Raw genomic sequence first — 18,064 nt, 5'->3', positions numbered from 1 at the left:
ACATTGCAAGGAAGCGGAAAGATTACAAGCCGCGGGCCGTAAAAAATGGCCGGCGTGGCCAAACACCGCCTCAGGCGAGGCCGCCAAGCTTCAGCGCGATGCCGGCGGCGGCGGAGATGGCGAGCGTGGTGACGACGCCACGCTTGAGGCCGATCAGCAGCACCGCCGAGAGGATGGTGAGCGCCACGGCGCCGGGATCGATGCTGGCAAGCTCGGGCAGCGGCAGCGAGACGGGGCCGGCCTCCAGCCGCGTGACGCGGGCAAAGAGGATGTGCAGCGCGAACCAGAGGGCGAGATTGAGAATGACGCCGGCCACCGCGGCCGAGATGGCAGAGAGCGCGCCGGAGAGCGCGACATTCTGGCGGAGTTTTTCGACATGGGGCGCGCCGAGGAAGATCCAGAGGAAGCAGGGCACGAAGGTGACCCAGACGGTCAGCGTGGCGCCCAAGAGCCCCGCCGTCAGCGGCTCAAGCCCCGTGGCGCCGCGAAAGGCGCCCATGAAGCCGACGAAGGCGAGCACCAGCACAAGCGGCCCCGGCGTCGTTTCGGCCAGCGCCAGCCCGTCGAGCATCTCGCCGGGCTTCAGCCAGCCATGCACCTCCACCGCCTGCTGGGCGACATAGGAGAGTACGGCATAGGCGCCGCCGAAGGTGACGACGGCCATTTTGGAGAAGAAGGCGCCGATGGCGGTGAAGATGGCGCCCGACCCCGCCCCCAGCATGGCGGCGATCAGCGCGAAGGGCGCGAGCCACAGCAGGCCGCAGGCGGCGAGCGTTTTGGCAGCATGGGAAAGCGTCGGCGGGGCGGAGGTGATGGGCACCGGATCGGGCTCGGGCGGGGCGAGCGTGGCCGTGCCCTTGCGTTCGTCGCGGCGCGAGAGGAGGAAGCCGATAAGGCCGGCGGCGGCGACCACCAGCGGAAAGGGCAGCTGGAAGACGAAGAGCGCCAGGAAGGCGCCGGCCGCAAGGGCGCGCGCCAAGGCCGTCTTCAGCGTGCGGCGCGCAAGGCGCAGCAGCGCATCGATGACGATGGCGAGCACGGCGGCCTTCAGGCCGTAGAACACGGTTTCCAGCCAGTGGGTGTCCTGAAACAGCGCGTAAGCCGCCGAGAGCGCCAGAATGACGGCAAAGCCCGGCAGGATGAACAGCAGCCCCGCGACCACCCCGCCGCGCGTGCCGTGCAGCAGCCAGCCGATATAGGTCGCCAGTTGCTGCGCCTCCGGGCCGGGCAGCAGCATGCAATAGTTGAGCGCATGCAGAAACCGGCTCTCCGACATCCACCGCCGCTCCTCCACCACCTCGCGGTGCATCAAGGCGATCTGCCCGGCCGGGCCGCCGAAGGAGAGAAGGCCGATGCGGGCGAAGACGCGGGTGAGCTCGGCGAAGCTGGGGGGCGTGGGCGTGGCCCCTGCGGCAGCGGCCGTCGCGCCCGGCCCGATGCCGTCCATTCTTCCCTGCATGCCGTCTCTCCCCACGCGCATCCCCGGTGCCTCGTCGGTCACCGGCAGATGGGGCGGGTGTTAGAGCGGGGATGTGACAGGGATGTAACATGCGGCGCGCGATGGCGGGAAGGGACGCGGCCTCGCCCACATTCATGCAGGCTTCTTTAGCATTGCGATCCACAGCACGCCTTACTCCCGAAAGCGAGATAGTCTCTCCCAATCTATCGCTTGAATTGCACTTTCGGCCATGAATAGTAAGTCTGTTGCCGATGAGGGTAAGCGACGTGCGTTTTTTTGAGACCGGACTAGAGAAGATCGCAGCGGTTTGTGTCGGCTCCGCCGCCGTTGCCTTGGGCAGGGTGCCCTCTGGAGCTATTGAGGCAAGTGTTGGCGCGGCTGCCCTTGTCGGGTTCGTTTTGGGCCGCAGACAGAAATTCGGGCCGGAATGCAAACGTGTCCGCGCGCGTCTCCAGGCAGAGGTTCTCAAAAGCTACGGCGATCTGGTTTCTGGCGGTGATGGCAATTTTGCCATTCGATCTGATCTTGTCGCCGCCAATGAGGCCCTTAATGATGGCCTGGAACGTTGCATCATAGACCACAAAGCGCTGGCTGCATCCGCAGTCAGTCGCGAGGGCTTTGCGGACCGCGCCGTCACGGTCATCATGACGGGGCTGGGACAAGCCTATCCTGACCTGTTCGGTACTGCTGCCAGCGGAACACTGCCCTACCGCTTTGCGCGAGACGTTGTCCGCGCCGGTATCGAGGCCGCGGTCGAAGACGACAATTATTATCGCCAGCTCGAACCACGCCTCATGTTCGAAATGGCGAATGCTCTCGGGAGTGTTCGAGAGGATGTGGTCGAGATCAAAAGAACCGTCGAGGACATTCGCGCAAGCTACCCTGAAGTCGCACTCCTGCAGCAACAACTGCATGTGGCAGAGAGCGACCTCATCGCCCTTCTAGCGATGATCCTTGAAAAGCGGATTCCACGAGAAGATCTTGCTGCCGCATTGGAGAAATCTTACGAACGACTGAAAGAACTGCGCGACAGCAGAGGAGATTTTCGATCTCTCGCAAACGAAGTCCCAGAGATTGCGTCCCTTCTGGAGCAAGCGGATGACGCTTTGACAAGCGGTGAGCACTTTTCGTTGGATGCGGCGGAAAAGGCACTTGCTGAAGCCGATAAACGCTACATTGACATAATCGCCGATCGTGAAGAGACGGCGAAACGCGACAAGGAAAACCGGGCAGGTATTCTCGGCAAACGCGCCGAGCTTGCCGCCGTGAAATTCAACTATGCACAGGCCGTCGAGTGTTATCGCGCCCAGAGTGCTCTTCTTGCTGAGGCGCTCGGCGATGAGCATCCAGACACGGCGGAAAGCTATAGTAACGTTGCCTCCAACCTTGATGACCAAGGGCGTTACGAGGAGGCCGAACCTCTCTACCGCAAGTCACTGGAACTGCGACGGGCAGTGCTCGGAGAGGCCCATCCCGATACGGCGACCAGCTACAACAACCTTGCCTACAACCTTGATAACCTAGGGCGTTACAAGGAAGCCGAACCTCTCCACCGCACGGCACTGGAACTGAAGCAGGCTGCCCTCGGAGAGGCCCACCCCGATACGGCGACGAGCTACAACAACCTTGCCTCCAACCTCGATGACCAAGGGCGTTACGAGGAGGCCGAACCCCTTCACCGCAAGGCACTGGAACTGAAGGGGACTACCCTCGGAGAGGCCCACCCCGATACGGCGACGAGCTACAACAACGTTGCCTCCAACCTTTATGACCAAGGGCGACACGAGGAGGCCGAACCCCTCCACCGCAAGGCACTGGAACTGCGGCGGGCGGCGCTCGGAGAGGCCCATCCCGATACGGCGACGAGCTACGACAACGTTGCCTCCAACCTCGGTGCGCAAGGGCGACACGAGGAGGCCGAACCCCTCCACCGCAAGGCACTGGAACTGCGGCGGGCGGCACTCGGCGAGGCCCATCCCGATACGGCGACGAGCTACAACAACGTTGCCTCCAACCTTTATGACCAAGGGCGGTACGAGGAGGCCGAACCCCTCCACCGCAAGGCACTGGAACTGCGGCGGGCGGCACTCGGCGAGGCCCATCCCGATACGGCGACGAGCTACAACAACGTTGCCTACAACCTCTATGCCCAAGGGCGTTACGAGGAGGCCGAACCACTCTACCGCAAGGCACTGGAACTGCGGCGGGCGGCACTCGGCGAGGCTCATCCCGATACAGCGGCGAGCTACAACAACGTTGCCTCTAACCTTGATGACCAAAAAAGACACGAGGAGGCCGAACCACTCTACCGCAAGGCACTGGAACTGCGGCGGGCGGCACTCGGCGAGGCTCATCCCGATACGGCGGCGAGCTACAACAACGTTGCCTCCAACCTTGATGACCAAAAAAGACACGAGGAGGCCGAACCACTCTACCGCAAGGCACTGGAACTGCGGCGGGCGGCACTCGGCGAGGCCCATCCCGATACGACGACGAGCTACAACAACGTTGCCTACAACCTCAATGCCCAAGGGCGTTACGAGGAGGCCGAACCACTCTACCGCAAGGCACTGGAACTGCGGCGGGCGGCACTCGGCGAGGCTCATCCCGATACGGCGGCGAGCTACAACAACGTTGCCTCCAACCTTGATGACCAAAAAAGACACGAGGAGGCCGAACCACTCTACCGCAAGGCACTGGAACTGCGGCGGGCGGCACTCGGCGAGGCCCATCCCGATACGACGACGAGCTACAACAACGTTGCCTCCAACCTTGATGACCAAAAAAGACACGAGGAGGCCGAACCACTCTACCGCAAGGCACTGGAACTGCGGCGGGCGGCACTCGGCGAGGCCCATCCCGATACGACGACGAGCTACAACAACGTTGCCTACAACCTCAATGCCCAAGGGCGTTACGAGGAGGCCGAACCACTCTACCGCAAGGCACTGGAACTGCGGCGGGCGGCACTCGGCGAGGCTCATCCCGATACGGCGGCGAGCTACAACAACGTTGCCTCCAACCTTGATGACCAAAAAAGACACGAGGAGGCCGAACCACTCTACCGCAAAGCGCTGGAACTGCGGCGGGCGGCGCTGGGCGAGGCCCATCCCGATACGGCGGCGAGCTACAACAACGTTGCCTCCAACCTTGATGACCAAAAAAGACACGAGGAGGCCGAACCACTCTACCGCAAAGCGCTGGAACTGCGGCGGGCGGCGCTGGGCGAGGCCCATCCCGATACGGCGACGAGCTACAACAACGTTGCCTACAACCTCAATGCCCAAGGGCGTTACGAGGAGGCCGAAATTCTCTACCGCAAGGCTCTCGAACTTTTTGAGAAAGCGCTAGGCACCGAACATCCGTACACGAAGACCGTCAGAGGTAATTTGGCACAACTTCTAGATAGGATGGGAGGACGAGAGAACTGAACTAGATTCGTTGGTCTGTTTCGAGACGCGCAACGGTGATGGCGCTTATGCCATCGTTGGCGTCACTGACGGAGTAACAACCCCAACGTATCTAGCCACACCATGACCAGCCACCGCAAAATTCCCCCACCCCATCCTTGACTCCCCCCGCGCCAATCCCTAAATCGACGTCGCTGGCACTCCTCCAGAGAGAGTGCTAACACATTCGAGGGGCCTTTTTGGGTCCGTCCATGTCATTTGATCGAGGGATTAAGACAATGGCAAGCACCAATTTCCGCCCGCTGCACGACCGTGTCGTCGTCAAGCGCGTCGAGTCTGAAGAAAAGACCAAGGGCGGCATCATCATTCCGGATACCGCCAAGGAAAAGCCGCAGGAAGGCGAGATCGTCGCTGTTGGCTCCGGCGCCCGTGATGAGACCGGCAAGGTCGTTGCGCTCGACGTCAAGGTCGGCGATCGCGTCCTGTTCGGCAAGTGGTCCGGCACCGAAGTCAAGCTCAACGGCGAAGACCTTCTGATCATGAAGGAAGCCGACATCATGGGCATCATCGGCTGATCTTTCGACCGCTCTCCGGTGACCGGCGACAGCGCCGGCCGGGGGGATCGATAAGCCGATATCCGTTTCGCGAAACAATCGCAGACACCTTTCAAAGGAGTTTTCACCATGGCAGCCAAAGAAGTCAAATTCGGCCGCACCGCGCGCGAAAAGATGCTGCGCGGCGTCGACATTCTCGCTGATGCCGTCAAGGTCACGCTGGGTCCGAAGGGCCGCAACGTCGTGATCGACAAGTCCTTCGGCGCACCGCGCATCACGAAGGACGGCGTTTCCGTCGCCAAGGAAATCGAACTGGAAGACAAGTTCGAGAACATGGGCGCCCAGATGGTCCGCGAAGTCGCTTCGAAGACCAACGACATCGCCGGCGACGGCACCACGACCGCAACCGTTCTCGCCCAGGCGATCGTCCGCGAGGGCCAGAAGGCCGTTGCCGCCGGCATGAACCCGATGGACCTGAAGCGCGGCATCGATCTCGCCGTCGCCGAAGTCGTCAAGGATCTCCAGGCCAAGGCCAAGAAGATCAACACCTCGGAAGAAGTTGCCCAGGTCGGCACGATCTCGGCCAACGGCGACACGCAGGTCGGCAAGGACATTGCCGAAGCCATGCAGCGCGTCGGCAACGAAGGCGTCATCACGGTTGAAGAAGCCAAGACCGCCGAGACCGAACTCGAAGTCGTCGAAGGCATGCAGTTCGACCGCGGCTATCTCTCGCCCTACTTCGTGACCAACCCGGAAAAGATGGTCGCCGACCTCGAAGACGCTTTCATTCTCCTGCACGAGAAGAAGCTCTCGAACCTCCAGGCGATGCTCCCGGTTCTCGAAGCCGTCGTCCAGACCGGCAAGCCGCTCCTCATCATCGCGGAAGACGTCGAAGGCGAAGCGCTTGCAACGCTCGTCGTCAACAAGCTGCGTGGCGGCCTCAAGATCGCTGCCGTCAAGGCTCCGGGCTTCGGCGACCGCCGCAAGGCCATGCTGGAAGACATCGCCATCCTGACGGGCGGCACTGTCATCTCCGAAGACCTCGGCATCAAGCTCGAGTCTGTCACCCTCGACATGCTCGGCCGCGCCAAGAAGGTTTCGATCTCCAAGGAAAACACGACGATCGTCGACGGTGCCGGCCAGAAGACCGACATCGAAGGCCGCGTCGCGCAGATCAAGGCGCAGATCGAAGAAACCTCTTCGGACTACGACCGCGAGAAGCTTCAGGAGCGCCTTGCCAAGCTTGCTGGCGGCGTTGCCGTCATCCGCGTCGGCGGTGCAACGGAAGTGGAAGTCAAGGAACGCAAGGACCGCATCGACGACGCGCTGAACGCAACGCGCGCCGCCGTTCAGGAAGGCATCGTTCCCGGTGGTGGCACGGCCCTGCTGCGCTCCTCCACGAAGATCACCGCCAAGGGCGCCAACGACGACCAGGAAGCCGGCATCAACATCGTTCGCCGCGCCCTGCAGTCGCTGGTTCGCCAGATCGCTGAAAACGCAGGCGACGAAGCCTCCATCGTTGTCGGCAAGATCCTCGACAAGAACGACGACAACTTCGGCTACAACGCCCAGACGTCGGAATATGGCGACATGATCGCCATGGGCATCGTCGACCCGGTCAAGGTCGTGCGCACCGCCCTCCAGAACGCCGCTTCGGTTGCCTCGCTCCTCATCACGACGGAAGCGATGATCGCCGAGCTGCCGAAGAAGGAAGCCCCCGCAATGCCCGGCGGCATGGGCGGCGGCATGGGCGGCATGGACTTCTAATCAGTCCAACGCCTCGCAATACGGAAAGGGCGGCCTTCGGGTCGCCCTTTTTCGTTTGGAGGTGCGGGGTGTGGCGGGGTTGGCGGCGGCTCCGCGTTTGGGGCGTGCAACGTCGGGACGCCGCTTGGCTTCGCCCCCCTCATCTGCCTGCCGGCATCTTCTCCCCGCCGGGGAGAAGAGAGCCAGCGGAGAGCGCCACCATCCCTTCTCCCCTCGGGGAGAAGGTGGCACGAAGGGTCGGATGAGGGGGCGGTCGCGCCACGCCGACGCTCAGGCGGCAACGGGCCCGCTGGCCGGCGGCAGACCTGCCCTTGAACCTGGCATCCTCGGGACGCGGCATGGCTTCGCCCCCCCTCATCTGCCTGCCGGCATCATCTCTCCCCGCCGGGGAGAAGAGACCCGGACGAGAGCACCACAATCCCTTCTCCCCTCGGGGAGAGGGTGCCCCGAAGGATCGGATGAGGGGGCAGTGCCCTGTCTGCGCTCACGCCGCGACGGGACCCTCGGCGAGAGCGGCGGCGTGGATCTGGTCGATCGGCTGGGGGCGGCCGAGCAGGTAGCCCTGGGCCTCGTCGCAGCCTTCCAGGCGCAGGATGTCGAGCTGTGAGACGGTTTCGACGCCCTCCGCCAGAACCGGCACCCTCAGGCTGCTGCCGAGCGCCAGAATGGCGCGCAGGATCGCCTTGGCTTCGGCGCTGTCCTCCACCGCGTTCATGAAGCTGCGATCGAGCTTGATCTTGTCGAAGGGGAAGGAGCGCAGCGTATCGAGCGAGGAATAGCCGGTGCCGAAATCATCAAGCGCGATGGTAACGCCGAGCGCCTTGATCTGCCGCAGCGTTTCCAGCGCCCGCTGCTTGTCGCCGATAATGGTGGTTTCGGTGATCTCCAGCTCCAGCCGGCGGGGGTCGAGGCCGGTTTCGGCAAGCGTTGCACTGACCAGCGCGACGATATCGGCATGGGCAAGCTGGACCGGGGAGAGGTTGACGGCGATCTTGAGGCCGTTGTCCCAGCCGGCGGCCTCGCGGCAGGCTTCCTTCAGCACCCATTCGCCGATCGGCAGGATGGCGCCGCATTCCTCGGCGATCGGGATGAAGCTTGCCGGCGAAACGAAGCCGCGCTCGGGATGGGCCCAGCGCAGCAGCACCTCGTAGCCGGTCGTCTCACCCGTCGCCACCGAGGTCTGCACCTGATAATGCAGCGCGAACTGGCGGCGGGCGACGCCCTGCCAGAGATCGACGGCGAGTACCCGGCGCAGGCGCGCCGCCTCGTCCATCTCCGTCTCGTAGAAGCAGACATTGTCGGTGAGCGCGCCCTTGGCGCGCTGCAGCGCGAGATCGGCATTGTTGACAAGGGTTTCGGCTGTCGCTGCGTCCTGCGGAAAGATGGCGACGCCGAGGCTGCAGCCGATGTTGATCTCGTCTTCACCGCTCATCAGGTGCGTCGTCGTCGCCGCCTTGATGTCGGCCAGAAGGTCTTCCAGCTGGGCCAGCTCTTCAAAGCGCAGCACGACGGCAAATTCGTCACCGCCAAGGCGCGCGACACTCTGGCCGGCCTCTGGCAGGGCGACCAGCCGTTCGGCCAGAGTCTTCAACACGAGGTCACCGCCGGCCGCGCCGTGGATATCGTTCATTTCCTTGAAACCATCGACATCAAGGGCGACGACGGCCACGCGCTCACCGCTGCGCTCGGCCGCAGTGATGGCCTCGTTCAGGGCGTTGCGGAACTGCTCGCGGTTTGGCAGGCCCGTCAGGCCATCATGGCGGGCGAGAAAGGCGATGCGCGCCTCCGACTGAAGACGTTCCGTGATATCCTCGTAGGTGCTGACCCAGCCGCCGCCGGGAATGGCGCGGTACTTGACCGAAACGGACAGGCCCGAGGGCAGCTTGATCAGCACATCGGAGGCGCCCGTGGCCTTCAGCGGGGCCATATGCTCGTGATAGATCTTCTCGGCGAAGGCGGCGATAAGTGCCGGATCGCTTCCCCTCTGGGCACCGATGGCGCACAGAAGCTCGCGGAAGCCCATGCCGACCAACGGCATATCGGGCGTCGCGCCGAAGAGGCGGCGAACGCGCTCGTTGCACAGCACCAGCCGGTCATCGGCATCGAACAGGCAGATGCCCTGCGTGATGTTCTCGACCGCGCTGTCCAGATTTGCCGTCATCCGCGCAAGCTTTTCGGCCTCGGCTTTCTGGCGCGTCTGGTCGCGGGTGATCTTGGCGAAGCCGATATGGCATCCATCCTCGTTGTGGATGGGCTCGATGACCACGTTCGCCCAGAAGGTCGTGCCATCCTTGTGGTAGCGGTAGCCCTCGCGTTCGCAGCCGCCCTTGCTCAGCGCTTCCGCCAGGGTGCGCTCAGGCTCACCATCGGCCTGCTCCTGCGTTGAATAGAAGCACGCGAAACTCCGACCGATGATTTCCGCGGCGGAGTAACCCTTGAGACGCTCGGCACCCGCATTCCAGCTGGTGACGCGACCATCGACATCGAGCATGTAGATGGCGTAATCGGTGACACCGCGGACCAGCACGGACAGCTGGCGTTCGTTTTCGGCACGATCGCGCTGGGTGCGCTTGGCAAAGCCGGCGATGACGATGCCGGCGCACAGCATGGAAACCGCGATGGCGGTGATCATCAATGCCAGAAGGCCGGGCGAGACGAGGGACGTCAGATGTTCGGAGACCGGTCCGTCGCCGACGGTCACCGCACCCATGGCCGTGAAATGCAGCGAAACGATCGCCAGCGTCAGCAGCACCGCCGGCAGAAGGGTGCGCCGCACCGCAGAACGGTGCGTGGTGCGGGTGGCAAAGAGGGCGGCGGCGGAAAACGACAGGGCAAAGACCAGCGAGGCAGCGACGAGCGGCGGATCCCACTCGATGCTGCCGGGAAGTTGGAGCGCGTTCATGCCGACGAAGTGCATGCCCGACACGCCGAGGGCGATGCAGGCGGCGCCCGCCAGCGTCCAGCCTTTACCAGCGCCCTGCGCGCTTGCAAGCACCAGCCCTGCGAAGGTCATCAGCACGGCGATCAGCAGGGAGAGCAGGGTGAGGCCCACCTCGAAGCCCATCACCACGCCCGTATCATAGGCGAGCATCGCAACGAAATGCGTGGACCAGATGCCGTAGCCGGCTGCCCCGGCCGCCACCAGCTGCCAGACGAGACGCCCCCTGCCCTCGGCAGCCGTCGCGCGTTGCAGAAGAACGATCGCGCCGAAGCTCGTCAGGAAGCACAGCGCTGCCGCGAGCAGAACGAGTTTGGGATCGTGATCGACCACAAGGCAGTTCAGGACTTTGATCATGGCCGGACTTCCGCATAGCAAAGACAACGAGAACCAAGGGGTCCCCAGCCTCCGCAATGCATCGGTTCCCTCTAAGCAAGTATGAAACTATGAATATAAATCCAAAAGGGAAGGATCACGTCCCGCAACGTGCTTAACAAAGCGCAAATTTGCGCTGCATGCGGGGCGGATACTGTGACCGAGCCGACCCGCGCCGGAGTGCCGGTGCAGGTGCGATCAGGCGATCAGCGTCTTCAGGTCGATGCCGGTGTCACGGATCGTCTCGATGCTTGGCGAGCGGCCGAGTTCCAGCAGCTTTTTGGCCGTGACATAGGCTTTTGCATCGTTGATCGCATCCACCGCCTTCAGGTGCCCGTCGCGGAAATACCAGACGGAAACACTGCCCTCGCGCTGGCCGGGGCGCAGCACCGTCTCGTCGCCGGCGCGGCCGAGGCCGGCGATCTGCAGCTTGATGTCGAACTGGTCGGACCAGAACCAGGGATGGGGACGATAGGCCGCCGTGCCACCCGCGATGACGGCGGCGACGGCCTCGGCCTGATCGACGGCGTTCTGCACCGATTCCAGCCGGATGCGCGCGCCGTCATAGTCGAAGACGGCAACGTCGCCGGCTGCGAAGATGGCGGGGTCGGCGGTGCGGCCGAAGGCATCGACGACGATGCCGCCGGCCGTTTCGAGGCCCGCCTCCCGGGCGAGCGCATCATTGGCGAGAACGCCGATCCCGGCAATGACGAGGTCGATGTCGAGGCGCGTGCCATCGGTCAGGTGCGCGGCAACCACGCGGCCGTCGCGGCCCTCGAGACGCACCAGCCCGGTGTTTTCGCGGATATCGACACCGCGCGAAAGGTGGACGGCGCGCAGCAGATCGGCGGTGGCGGCTGAGGCGACGCGGTTGAGGATGCGATCGGCCATCTCGATCAGCGTCACCTCCAGCCCCAGGGACCGGGCGACGGCGGCGGCCTCGAGGCCGATATAGCCGCCGCCGACGATCAGCACGCGGCGGCCGGGCTGCATCTCGCCGGCCAGCGCATCGGCATCGGCAAAGTCGCGCAGGACGGTGACGCCGGCAAGATCGCCACCGACCTCGGCCGGCAGGCGGCGCGGCGTGGCGCCGGTCGCCAGCACCAGCGTGCCATAGGCAAGCGTCTCGCCGGTCGAGAGCGTCACGGTGCGGGCCTCGCGATCGATGCCTGTGGCGCGCGTCGACAGGCGGACCTCGACGGCGTTGTCGTCGAACCATTCCTGCGGGCGGAAGAAGAGCCGGTCGAGACTCATCTCGCGCAGCAGATATTTCTTGGAGAGTGGCGGGCGCTGATAGGGCAGCGACGCCTCGGCGGCGAGGATGGTAACGGGCCTTGCGTCCCCGAGGGCCCGGAGCTTTGCGGCGACCGCAAAACCGGCCTGTCCGCCACCCACGATCACGATGTTCCCCGTCATGCCCTCAGCCATTCCCTCGTCCGTCCCCTCATGCGCGGGCGCGCTCGGCCCGGTCTCGTCATCCGTTATGCGTCGCCGTCGCTGGCCGGCAGGCCGCCGATGGCGGGCAGCCAGTCCACGGCCGAGCGGCACCAGATCTGGCCCTTCGGGGTAAGGCTGGCGCGCTGGTCGATGCTACCCCAGCGAATGCCCCAAGTGGCCGCATCCGGCCCCTCCCCCGTGGTGAAGAGCGGTGCGCCACACTCCGGGCAGAAAAGCTGCAGGCGACCCCGCCCGTTGTCCCCCACTTTCCGGTAGCGCTTCGGCTGGCCTGCCGTCAACCGGATCGCATCGGCGGCGGTGATCGCCGTGACGCGAAAGGGCGAGCCGGTGAGGCGCTGGCAATCGGTGCAATGGCAGATGCCGACAGCCTCGGGGTCGATCTCCGCTTCATAGGTGATGGCTTCGCAATGGCAGCGGCCGGTGACGAACATGGGTGTGCTCCTTCCTGATCCCAGGAAACTCCCGCAGGATCGTCACCGGCGCAAGGTTCAGCTCAATCCTTGGCCGGGATCTCCAGGCCGCGCTGCGTGGCCGGGCGGGCAAGGGCGCGATCGACCCAGGCGGTCACATGCGGCAGCTTGTCGTAGCCGAGTACATCGGCGGCCCCATAGAAGCGGCGGGCGCCCTCGACCCAGGGGAAAGTCGCGATGTCGGCGATGGTGTAGTCGTCGCCCATCAGCCATTCGCGACCCTTCAGCCGCTCCTCGAGAATGCCGAGCAGGCGCTTGGATTCGTCGCGGTAGCGTTCCATCGGATAGGAATTGTTGGCGACCTTGTCGGCGGCATATTTGAAGAAGTGGCCGAACTGACCGAGCATGGGGCCGACGCCGCCCATCTGGAACATGACCCAGGCGAGCGTCTCGTAACGCTCCTTGGCATCGGCCGGCAGCAGCTTGCCGGTCTTTTCGGCGAGATAGACGAGGATGGCACCGGATTCGAAAAGGCCGATCGGCTGGCCATCCGGACCATTGGGGTCGATGATGGCGGGGATGCGGCCATTGGGGTTCAGCGACAGGAATTCCGGTGACTTCTGCACATTGGTGCTGATGTCGATGCGGTGTGGTTCATAGGCGAGGCCCATTTCCTCCAGTGCGATCGACACTTTCTGGCCGTTCGGCGTCGGCAGGGAATAGAGCTGGATGATCTCGGGGTTTTTGGCGGGCCATTTGCTGGTGATGGGAAAGGCAGAGAGGTCGGCCATGGCAGGCTCCGGAACAGCGCTGCGGCCAGCCGGATGGCGGGACCGCTCGCGTCTTCAAGGGGAAAGCCGGGCGCAACAGGAGACAGCCGCCCGGCGGCGGGCCTCACCTAGATAGGCCAGCGGACAGGCCATTGTCAGATGGGGAGCGGCGAAAAATCGCCTGTAACGTCAAGCGGCCGCTGCCGTGCCCGTGCTTGCGGCCGGCCAGGTGAGATAGACATAGCCACTGCCCACCGTGCCGAACCAGGCATTGGCGCCGGTGGCGGCGTCGATGTAGCTGCCATCCCGTGACCTCAGGAACGTGCCGTCCTCACCGCGCTTGAGGTGATCCTTCAAGTAGTCGGACCATCCACTGGCGCCGATCTCGCTCGCCGTGCCGGTCTGCTGCTTGTCGGGCGAGAAGGCGGCGACGGCGCGGCCGGTCAGGGGATCGGCAACCGTCAGCGTTCCCGCCTTCAGCGCCTTGGCCATGGCTTGGCCCTGCGCCTTCGTATCCGGCGCATCGGCAAGCGCCACGATGCGGCCGGCAAGGCCCGTCATGAAGGAGGCGGTGGTGATGTCCGTGGAAATGGGCGCGACGGGGGCCGTGACGCTGCCGACAGCCGTGCCGAGCGTGGTGCCGGAGACTTTCTGCGGGCTGAGACCGGTCAGGAGCGCGGAGAGCGACTGGGTGCCGGCCGCCCCGCCGGTGGCGGCGGTGTCGATGCCGTATTCCCGGAGGATGCCGGCCATGGGAGTGGGCAGGCTGCCGGCGGATTCGGCCTCGGTCTCGGTGTCGCGCAGCGCCTTCAGCAGCGCCTGCGATGTTGCGAAACGGACGGTTTCGAGAGCACTGACCATGGTCCGGATCCTTGGCATGGGGGATCGGTGTCCGCGGCTCATCCGGGGCTTGATCGATTGATGGGGACCGGGAGCGCCATCGGGAGGGGCCGCGCAGGGGCAGCCGGATGGCGGAACGGCATGGCCCCGCGTGTAAAGGCAAGGGTGCGCCCGCCGGCTTGCGCCAGGCTTGCGTCGCCGCACGCCCGGGCGATGTCAGACGACGGCGCGCACCCGCTCGACGATCTCGGCGACAACCGGATCGCTGTCGTGCTCCTTGCGCCGGGCCCGCACGAGGCAGGCTTCGGAGCGCAGGATGACGCCGTCGGACAGCACCTTCAGGTGGTTCGCCGTCAGCGTCGAGCCCGTCGAGGTGATATCGACGATGATATCGGCCGAGCCGGAAGCCGGCGCGCCTTCCGTGGCGCCGAGGCTTTCCACGATGCGGTAGAGCTGGATGCCGTGGCGCTGGGAGAAAAACTGCTGCGTCAGCCGCCAGTATTTGGTGGCGACCGTCAGGCGGCGCTGGTGGCGGGCGCGGAAATCGGCGGCGACATCGGCAAGGTCGGCCATCGTGTCCACATCCAGCCAGATTTCCGGCACGGCGACGACGACATCCGCATGGCCGAAGCCGAGGCGGGCGGAAAATTCCACGCGCGCATCCACCTCGGCCAGGCCCTCGCGCACCAGATCCTCGCCGGTGACGCCGAAATCGACGGTACCGGCAGCAATCTCGCGGGCGATCTCCGAGGCCGAGAGGAAGGCGATCTCGATATCCTCGCGCCCGTCGACGCGGCCGCGATAGGAGCGGTCATTGCCGACGGCAACGACCGGCAGGCCGGCGCGGGCAAGGATGGCCGAGCAATCCTCCTTCATGCGTCCCTTGGACGGCAGGCCGATGGTGACGGTCATGCGCGTGCCCTCCCCTCGTTGATGGCGGTCTCGATGCGGTCCAGCCAGAGCGCGAAGCCGACGGCCGGAATGCGGTCGGCCGCGCCGAGCAGCGTCAGCAGCCGATCGAAGCGGCCACCGCCCGCAAGAACGGCGGTTTCGCCCTTCACCGTCACCTCGAAGACAAGGCCGGTGTAATAATCGAGCGGGCGGCCGAAGGCGGCGCGGTAGGTGACGATATCAGGCTCGACGCCGGCATTGCGGATCGCCGCCACGCGCGCATCGAAGCGCGACAAAGCGGGCGCGATGTCGAGGCCGGAGCGCTCGGCGAAGGCAAAGAGCGCCGCCGGGGCATCGGCGAGCGGGACATCGACGCCGAGGAATTCGGTGAGCAGGCCATGGGTGCGGGCATCCAAGCGGATGCTTTCCAGCTCCAGCTTTTCCTTGAGGCGCCGTGCGATTTCGGCCGGGCTGCGGCTGGCATTGGTGGAATAGCCGGTCGCCTGCATGGTCGCGTCGATATGGGCGGCGAGGCTCGCCTCGTCCTCCAGCAGGCCACGGATGGCAAGCTTTTCGAGCTCGGGATTGAAGACCTCGGTCTTTTCCGGGTCCGACAGGGCCTCCAGCAGGCGGGCGAGATGGGCATGGTTGCCGAAGGCATGGATCAGCCGCTTCTGCCAGCCGGCCGGCAGGCCGCAGGCCGCCACCACGGCCTCGAACACGCCCTGATCGCCAAGCGTGACGGCAAGCGGCCGGCCGGGCAGGCGGCGGGCAAGGACGCTGACGGCATCGGCCACGGCACGCGCGTCGGCGCGAGCAACATCGGGATCACCCAGATCCTCGATGCCGGCCTGATAGAACTCGGCCGAACCTTCGCGGCGCTGGCGGAAGACCTCGCCGAGATAGGCATAGCGCTTCGGCGTGCCCGTCGCCGTCTCGATGTGGCGGATGCAGACGGGGATGGTGAATTCCGGGCGCAGGCACAGGCTTTCGCCCGTCTCGCTTTCCGTGAGGAAGATGCGCCGGCGCAGATCCTCGCCCGCCATGTCGAGAAAGGGCGCGGCCGGCTGGATCACGGGCGTATCCACCCGCTCGGCCTTCAGGGCCGCCAGATCTTCGGCGAGCGCGGGGGCGAAGGCAGGCAGGTTGATCAGGGGCATGGGCGGGGTCCGGAACGAAGGGGCATGGCGACAGTCGGCAGATGATGGCGATGATGGAGGGCAAGCCCCCTCATCCGCCCTTCGGGCACCTTCTCCCCGGCGGGGAGAAGAGATGGGGTGCCAGACCGCGCCGCAGCGGCCTTCTCCCCGGCGGGGAGAAGGTGCCGGCAGGCGGATGAGGGGGCTTTCGCGTGATCGCGACGCTCGGCAGCAAACCGCCCATTTTCGACGCTCCACGCAAACGCTGGCGAGGACCCACTGCGGCCGCGCCCAGCCGATCTCCCCCCTTGCGGGGGAGATGTCCGGCAGGACAGAGGAAGGCAGGCCACAATCGAAAGCACGGGAAATCCTTACCCCTGCCGGGCGCGATCCTCGGCCTGGGCGGCGAGGATTTCGGCGACCTTGGCGACGAGGTCGTCCTCGGGCACGACGATCTGGGCGACGCGGGCCTCGCGCCATTCGGTGTTGTCGGTAATCTCGCCGGAGAGGCGCTTGCCCTCGATGAGGTCCTTGATCTGCACCACCGGCATCGGATTGCCGTCGCCATCCGTTCTCTCACGCTCGTCACCACCTTGGATGATCGCGATAGGGCAACCACGACGATCCGCGTATTTAAGCTGATCCCCAAAATTCTTTTTATTGCCCTGATACATCTCGGCGCGGATACCCGCGTTGCGGAGGGTCTGCGTGAAACGCTGGTAACGGCCCATCGCCTCGACATTGCGGTCCATGACGCAAACGAGCACGGGGGCGACGACCTCGTCGGCGCCGAGCTTGCCGAGGTTCTTCAGCGCGGTCATCAGGCGCGAGACGCCAATGGAGAAGCCGGTGGCCGGCACAGGCTGCCCCATGAAGCGCGACACGAGCCCGTCATAACGCCCACCGCCGCCGACCGAGCCGAATACGACCTTCTCGCCCTTCTCGTTGGTGACGGCGAAGGTGAGCTCGGCTTCGAAGACGGGGCCGGTGTAGTATTCGAGGCCGCGGACGACGGAGGGGTCGAACTTAATGCGCCTCGAGCCGTAACCTGCTGAGGCAATCATGCTGAACATGCTATTTAATTCGTCAATGATAGCTTGCGACGATGAACCACCAAGGACGCCCGTGAGGGCATGAATTGTTCTGAGATTGGAGTAGTAAAACGTATCGCTACTACCAAAGCCATGAGACGCCTGCTCTTCGTCTCCAGCGACAAGGGTAGCTTCGTCGTTCATCGTTGCGAAGCTGGAACCAGATTGGGCGACAAGGTACGAGACGATTATGCCGATCTGATCGTCGACAAGACCGGCCCCCTTTGTAAAATCCCCACTTTCATCCTTGCGACCGGCTCCGAGTAGAAGCTTGACGCCTTCAACACCGAATTTGTCGAACTTGTCCATTGCGCGAAGGACGGCAAGTTTCTGCGCATCTTCAAAGACACGGGCAGTTTCAAGAACGCCGTCCAGCACCTTCCGGCTATTCACCCGGATCACATAATCCCCGCGCTTGATGCCAAGCGCTTCCATCGTGTCGGCCATCATCATGCACATTTCGGCATCGGCCTGCACGCCGGCTGCGCCGACCGTGTCGGCGTCGAACTGCATGAACTGGCGGAAGCGGCCGGGGCCCGGCTTTTCGTTGCGGAAGACGTAGCCGGCGCGGTAGGTGCGGTAGGGAAGCTGGATTTCCTGGAAGTTTTCCGCGACATGGCGGGCGAGCGGCGCTGTGAGGTCGTAGCGCAGGCTCATCCACTGCTCGTCGTCGTCCTTCAGCGAGAAGACGCCCTCGTTGGGGCGGTCGCTGTCGGGCAGGAACTTGCCGAGCGCATCGGTATATTCGAAGAGCGGCGTTTCGACGGGATCGAAGCCATAGCGCTCATAAACCTCCCGGATCTTCGCGGTCATCTCGTTGACGGCGCGGATATCGGCCGCCTCGCGATCGACGAAACCGCGCGGCAGTCGGGCCTTGAGCTTCTGGGTCTTCTTCTTGTCGGACATTGTCGGCCGAACCTTTTAAAAATCAGGAGGAAAGTGCCGGCTTCCTAGCGGATTGC

Annotated in this window: 13 protein-coding genes; 3 read left to right on the top strand and 10 right to left on the bottom strand. The window is 64.5% G+C overall.

Annotation, left to right across the window (positions count from 1 at the left end):
• Positions 1-70: 70 nt before the first annotated feature.
• Together chrA and F3H41_RS21310 are read right to left on the bottom strand one after the other, a co-directional pair.
• On the bottom strand, positions 71-1,459 hold the full coding sequence (gene chrA / locus F3H41_RS14870) for a chromate efflux transporter (protein WP_244616214.1): 1,389 nt from the start codon (positions 1,457-1,459) through the stop codon (positions 71-73).
• Between the two features lie 287 nt (positions 1,460-1,746).
• Positions 1,747-2,373, bottom strand: coding sequence for a hypothetical protein (locus F3H41_RS21310; protein WP_188129478.1), 627 nt, complete (start codon positions 2,371-2,373; stop codon positions 1,747-1,749).
• Positions 2,374-2,565: 192 nt separating this feature from the next.
• Between F3H41_RS21310 and F3H41_RS14865 the strand changes: the two genes are divergently transcribed.
• The 3 genes from F3H41_RS14865 to groL all read left to right on the top strand — a co-directional run bounded on the left by F3H41_RS14865 (position 2,566) and on the right by groL (position 7,190).
• On the top strand, positions 2,566-4,890 hold the full coding sequence (locus F3H41_RS14865) for a tetratricopeptide repeat protein (protein ID WP_188129477.1): 2,325 nt from the start codon (positions 2,566-2,568) through the stop codon (positions 4,888-4,890).
• Between the two features lie 257 nt (positions 4,891-5,147).
• On the top strand, positions 5,148-5,444 hold the full coding sequence (groES, locus tag F3H41_RS14860; protein ID WP_149739473.1) for a co-chaperone GroES: 297 nt from the start codon (positions 5,148-5,150) through the stop codon (positions 5,442-5,444).
• A gap of 108 nt (positions 5,445-5,552) precedes the next feature.
• On the top strand, positions 5,553-7,190 hold the full coding sequence (gene groL, locus F3H41_RS14855) for a chaperonin GroEL (RefSeq protein WP_149739472.1): 1,638 nt from the start codon (positions 5,553-5,555) through the stop codon (positions 7,188-7,190).
• Between the two features lie 484 nt (positions 7,191-7,674).
• On the opposite strand, the gene F3H41_RS14850 is transcribed toward groL, so the two are convergent.
• The 8 genes from F3H41_RS14850 to hisS form a co-directional block, all read right to left on the bottom strand.
• A complete protein-coding gene (locus F3H41_RS14850) occupies positions 7,675-10,485 on the bottom strand; it encodes an EAL domain-containing protein (protein WP_149739471.1) in 2,811 nt (936 codons plus the stop codon).
• Between the two features lie 216 nt (positions 10,486-10,701).
• Positions 10,702-11,919 (bottom strand): FAD-dependent oxidoreductase, encoded by a 1,218-nt coding sequence (locus tag F3H41_RS14845; protein ID WP_149739470.1) that lies wholly within the window; start codon positions 11,917-11,919, stop codon positions 10,702-10,704.
• A 65-nt stretch (positions 11,920-11,984) separates the two neighbouring features.
• Positions 11,985-12,392 carry a GFA family protein gene (locus F3H41_RS14840; RefSeq protein ID WP_149739469.1) on the bottom strand — a complete coding sequence of 136 codons (408 nt, stop codon included), beginning with the start codon at positions 12,390-12,392 and terminating at the stop codon, positions 11,985-11,987.
• A 62-nt stretch (positions 12,393-12,454) separates the two neighbouring features.
• A complete protein-coding gene (locus F3H41_RS14835; protein WP_149739468.1) occupies positions 12,455-13,162 on the bottom strand; it encodes a glutathione binding-like protein in 708 nt (235 codons plus the stop codon).
• A 168-nt stretch (positions 13,163-13,330) separates the two neighbouring features.
• Positions 13,331-14,002, bottom strand: a complete 672-nt coding sequence (locus F3H41_RS14830; protein ID WP_149739467.1) for a hypothetical protein — start codon at positions 14,000-14,002, stop codon at positions 13,331-13,333.
• 195 nt (positions 14,003-14,197) lie between these two features.
• Positions 14,198-14,893 carry an ATP phosphoribosyltransferase gene (hisG, locus tag F3H41_RS14825; protein WP_149739466.1) on the bottom strand — a complete coding sequence of 232 codons (696 nt, stop codon included), beginning with the start codon at positions 14,891-14,893 and terminating at the stop codon, positions 14,198-14,200.
• A complete protein-coding gene (locus F3H41_RS14820; protein ID WP_149739465.1) occupies positions 14,890-16,032 on the bottom strand; it encodes an ATP phosphoribosyltransferase regulatory subunit in 1,143 nt (380 codons plus the stop codon). Before F3H41_RS14820 ends, hisG begins: the two co-directional genes overlap by 4 nt.
• A 350-nt stretch (positions 16,033-16,382) precedes the next feature.
• A complete protein-coding gene (gene hisS / locus F3H41_RS14810; protein WP_149739464.1) occupies positions 16,383-18,008 on the bottom strand; it encodes a histidine--tRNA ligase in 1,626 nt (541 codons plus the stop codon).
• Positions 18,009-18,064: the final 56 nt, after the last annotated feature.

It is taken from the genome of Rhizobium sp. RU20A (assembly GCF_900155885.1).
Taxonomy (GTDB): domain Bacteria; phylum Pseudomonadota; class Alphaproteobacteria; order Rhizobiales; family Rhizobiaceae; genus RU20A.
Note: the sequence above shows the minus strand (reverse complement) of the source record. Positions and strands in the feature narration are given on the sequence as shown.

What these genes read in the sequence shown, in the direction of transcription:
- chrA (WP_244616214.1), bottom strand. Translation starts at nt 1,459, where the DNA reads ATGCAGGGAAGAATGGACGGCATCGGGCCGGGCGCGACGGCCGCTGCC.
- F3H41_RS21310 (WP_188129478.1), bottom strand. Translation starts at nt 2,373, where the DNA reads ATGCAGTTGTTGCTGCAGGAGTGCGACTTCAGGGTAGCTTGCGCGAAT.
- groES (WP_149739473.1), top strand. Translation starts at nt 5,148, where the DNA reads ATGGCAAGCACCAATTTCCGCCCGCTGCACGACCGTGTCGTCGTCAAG.
- groL (WP_149739472.1), top strand. Translation starts at nt 5,553, where the DNA reads ATGGCAGCCAAAGAAGTCAAATTCGGCCGCACCGCGCGCGAAAAGATG.
- F3H41_RS14850 (WP_149739471.1), bottom strand. Translation starts at nt 10,485, where the DNA reads ATGATCAAAGTCCTGAACTGCCTTGTGGTCGATCACGATCCCAAACTC.
- F3H41_RS14845 (WP_149739470.1), bottom strand. Translation starts at nt 11,919, where the DNA reads ATGACGGGGAACATCGTGATCGTGGGTGGCGGACAGGCCGGTTTTGCG.
- F3H41_RS14840 (WP_149739469.1), bottom strand. Translation starts at nt 12,392, where the DNA reads ATGTTCGTCACCGGCCGCTGCCATTGCGAAGCCATCACCTATGAAGCG.
- F3H41_RS14835 (WP_149739468.1), bottom strand. Translation starts at nt 13,162, where the DNA reads ATGGCCGACCTCTCTGCCTTTCCCATCACCAGCAAATGGCCCGCCAAA.
- F3H41_RS14830 (WP_149739467.1), bottom strand. Translation starts at nt 14,002, where the DNA reads ATGGTCAGTGCTCTCGAAACCGTCCGTTTCGCAACATCGCAGGCGCTG.
- hisG (WP_149739466.1), bottom strand. Translation starts at nt 14,893, where the DNA reads ATGACCGTCACCATCGGCCTGCCGTCCAAGGGACGCATGAAGGAGGAT.
- F3H41_RS14820 (WP_149739465.1), bottom strand. Translation starts at nt 16,032, where the DNA reads ATGCCCCTGATCAACCTGCCTGCCTTCGCCCCCGCGCTCGCCGAAGAT.
- hisS (WP_149739464.1), bottom strand. Translation starts at nt 18,008, where the DNA reads ATGTCCGACAAGAAGAAGACCCAGAAGCTCAAGGCCCGACTGCCGCGC.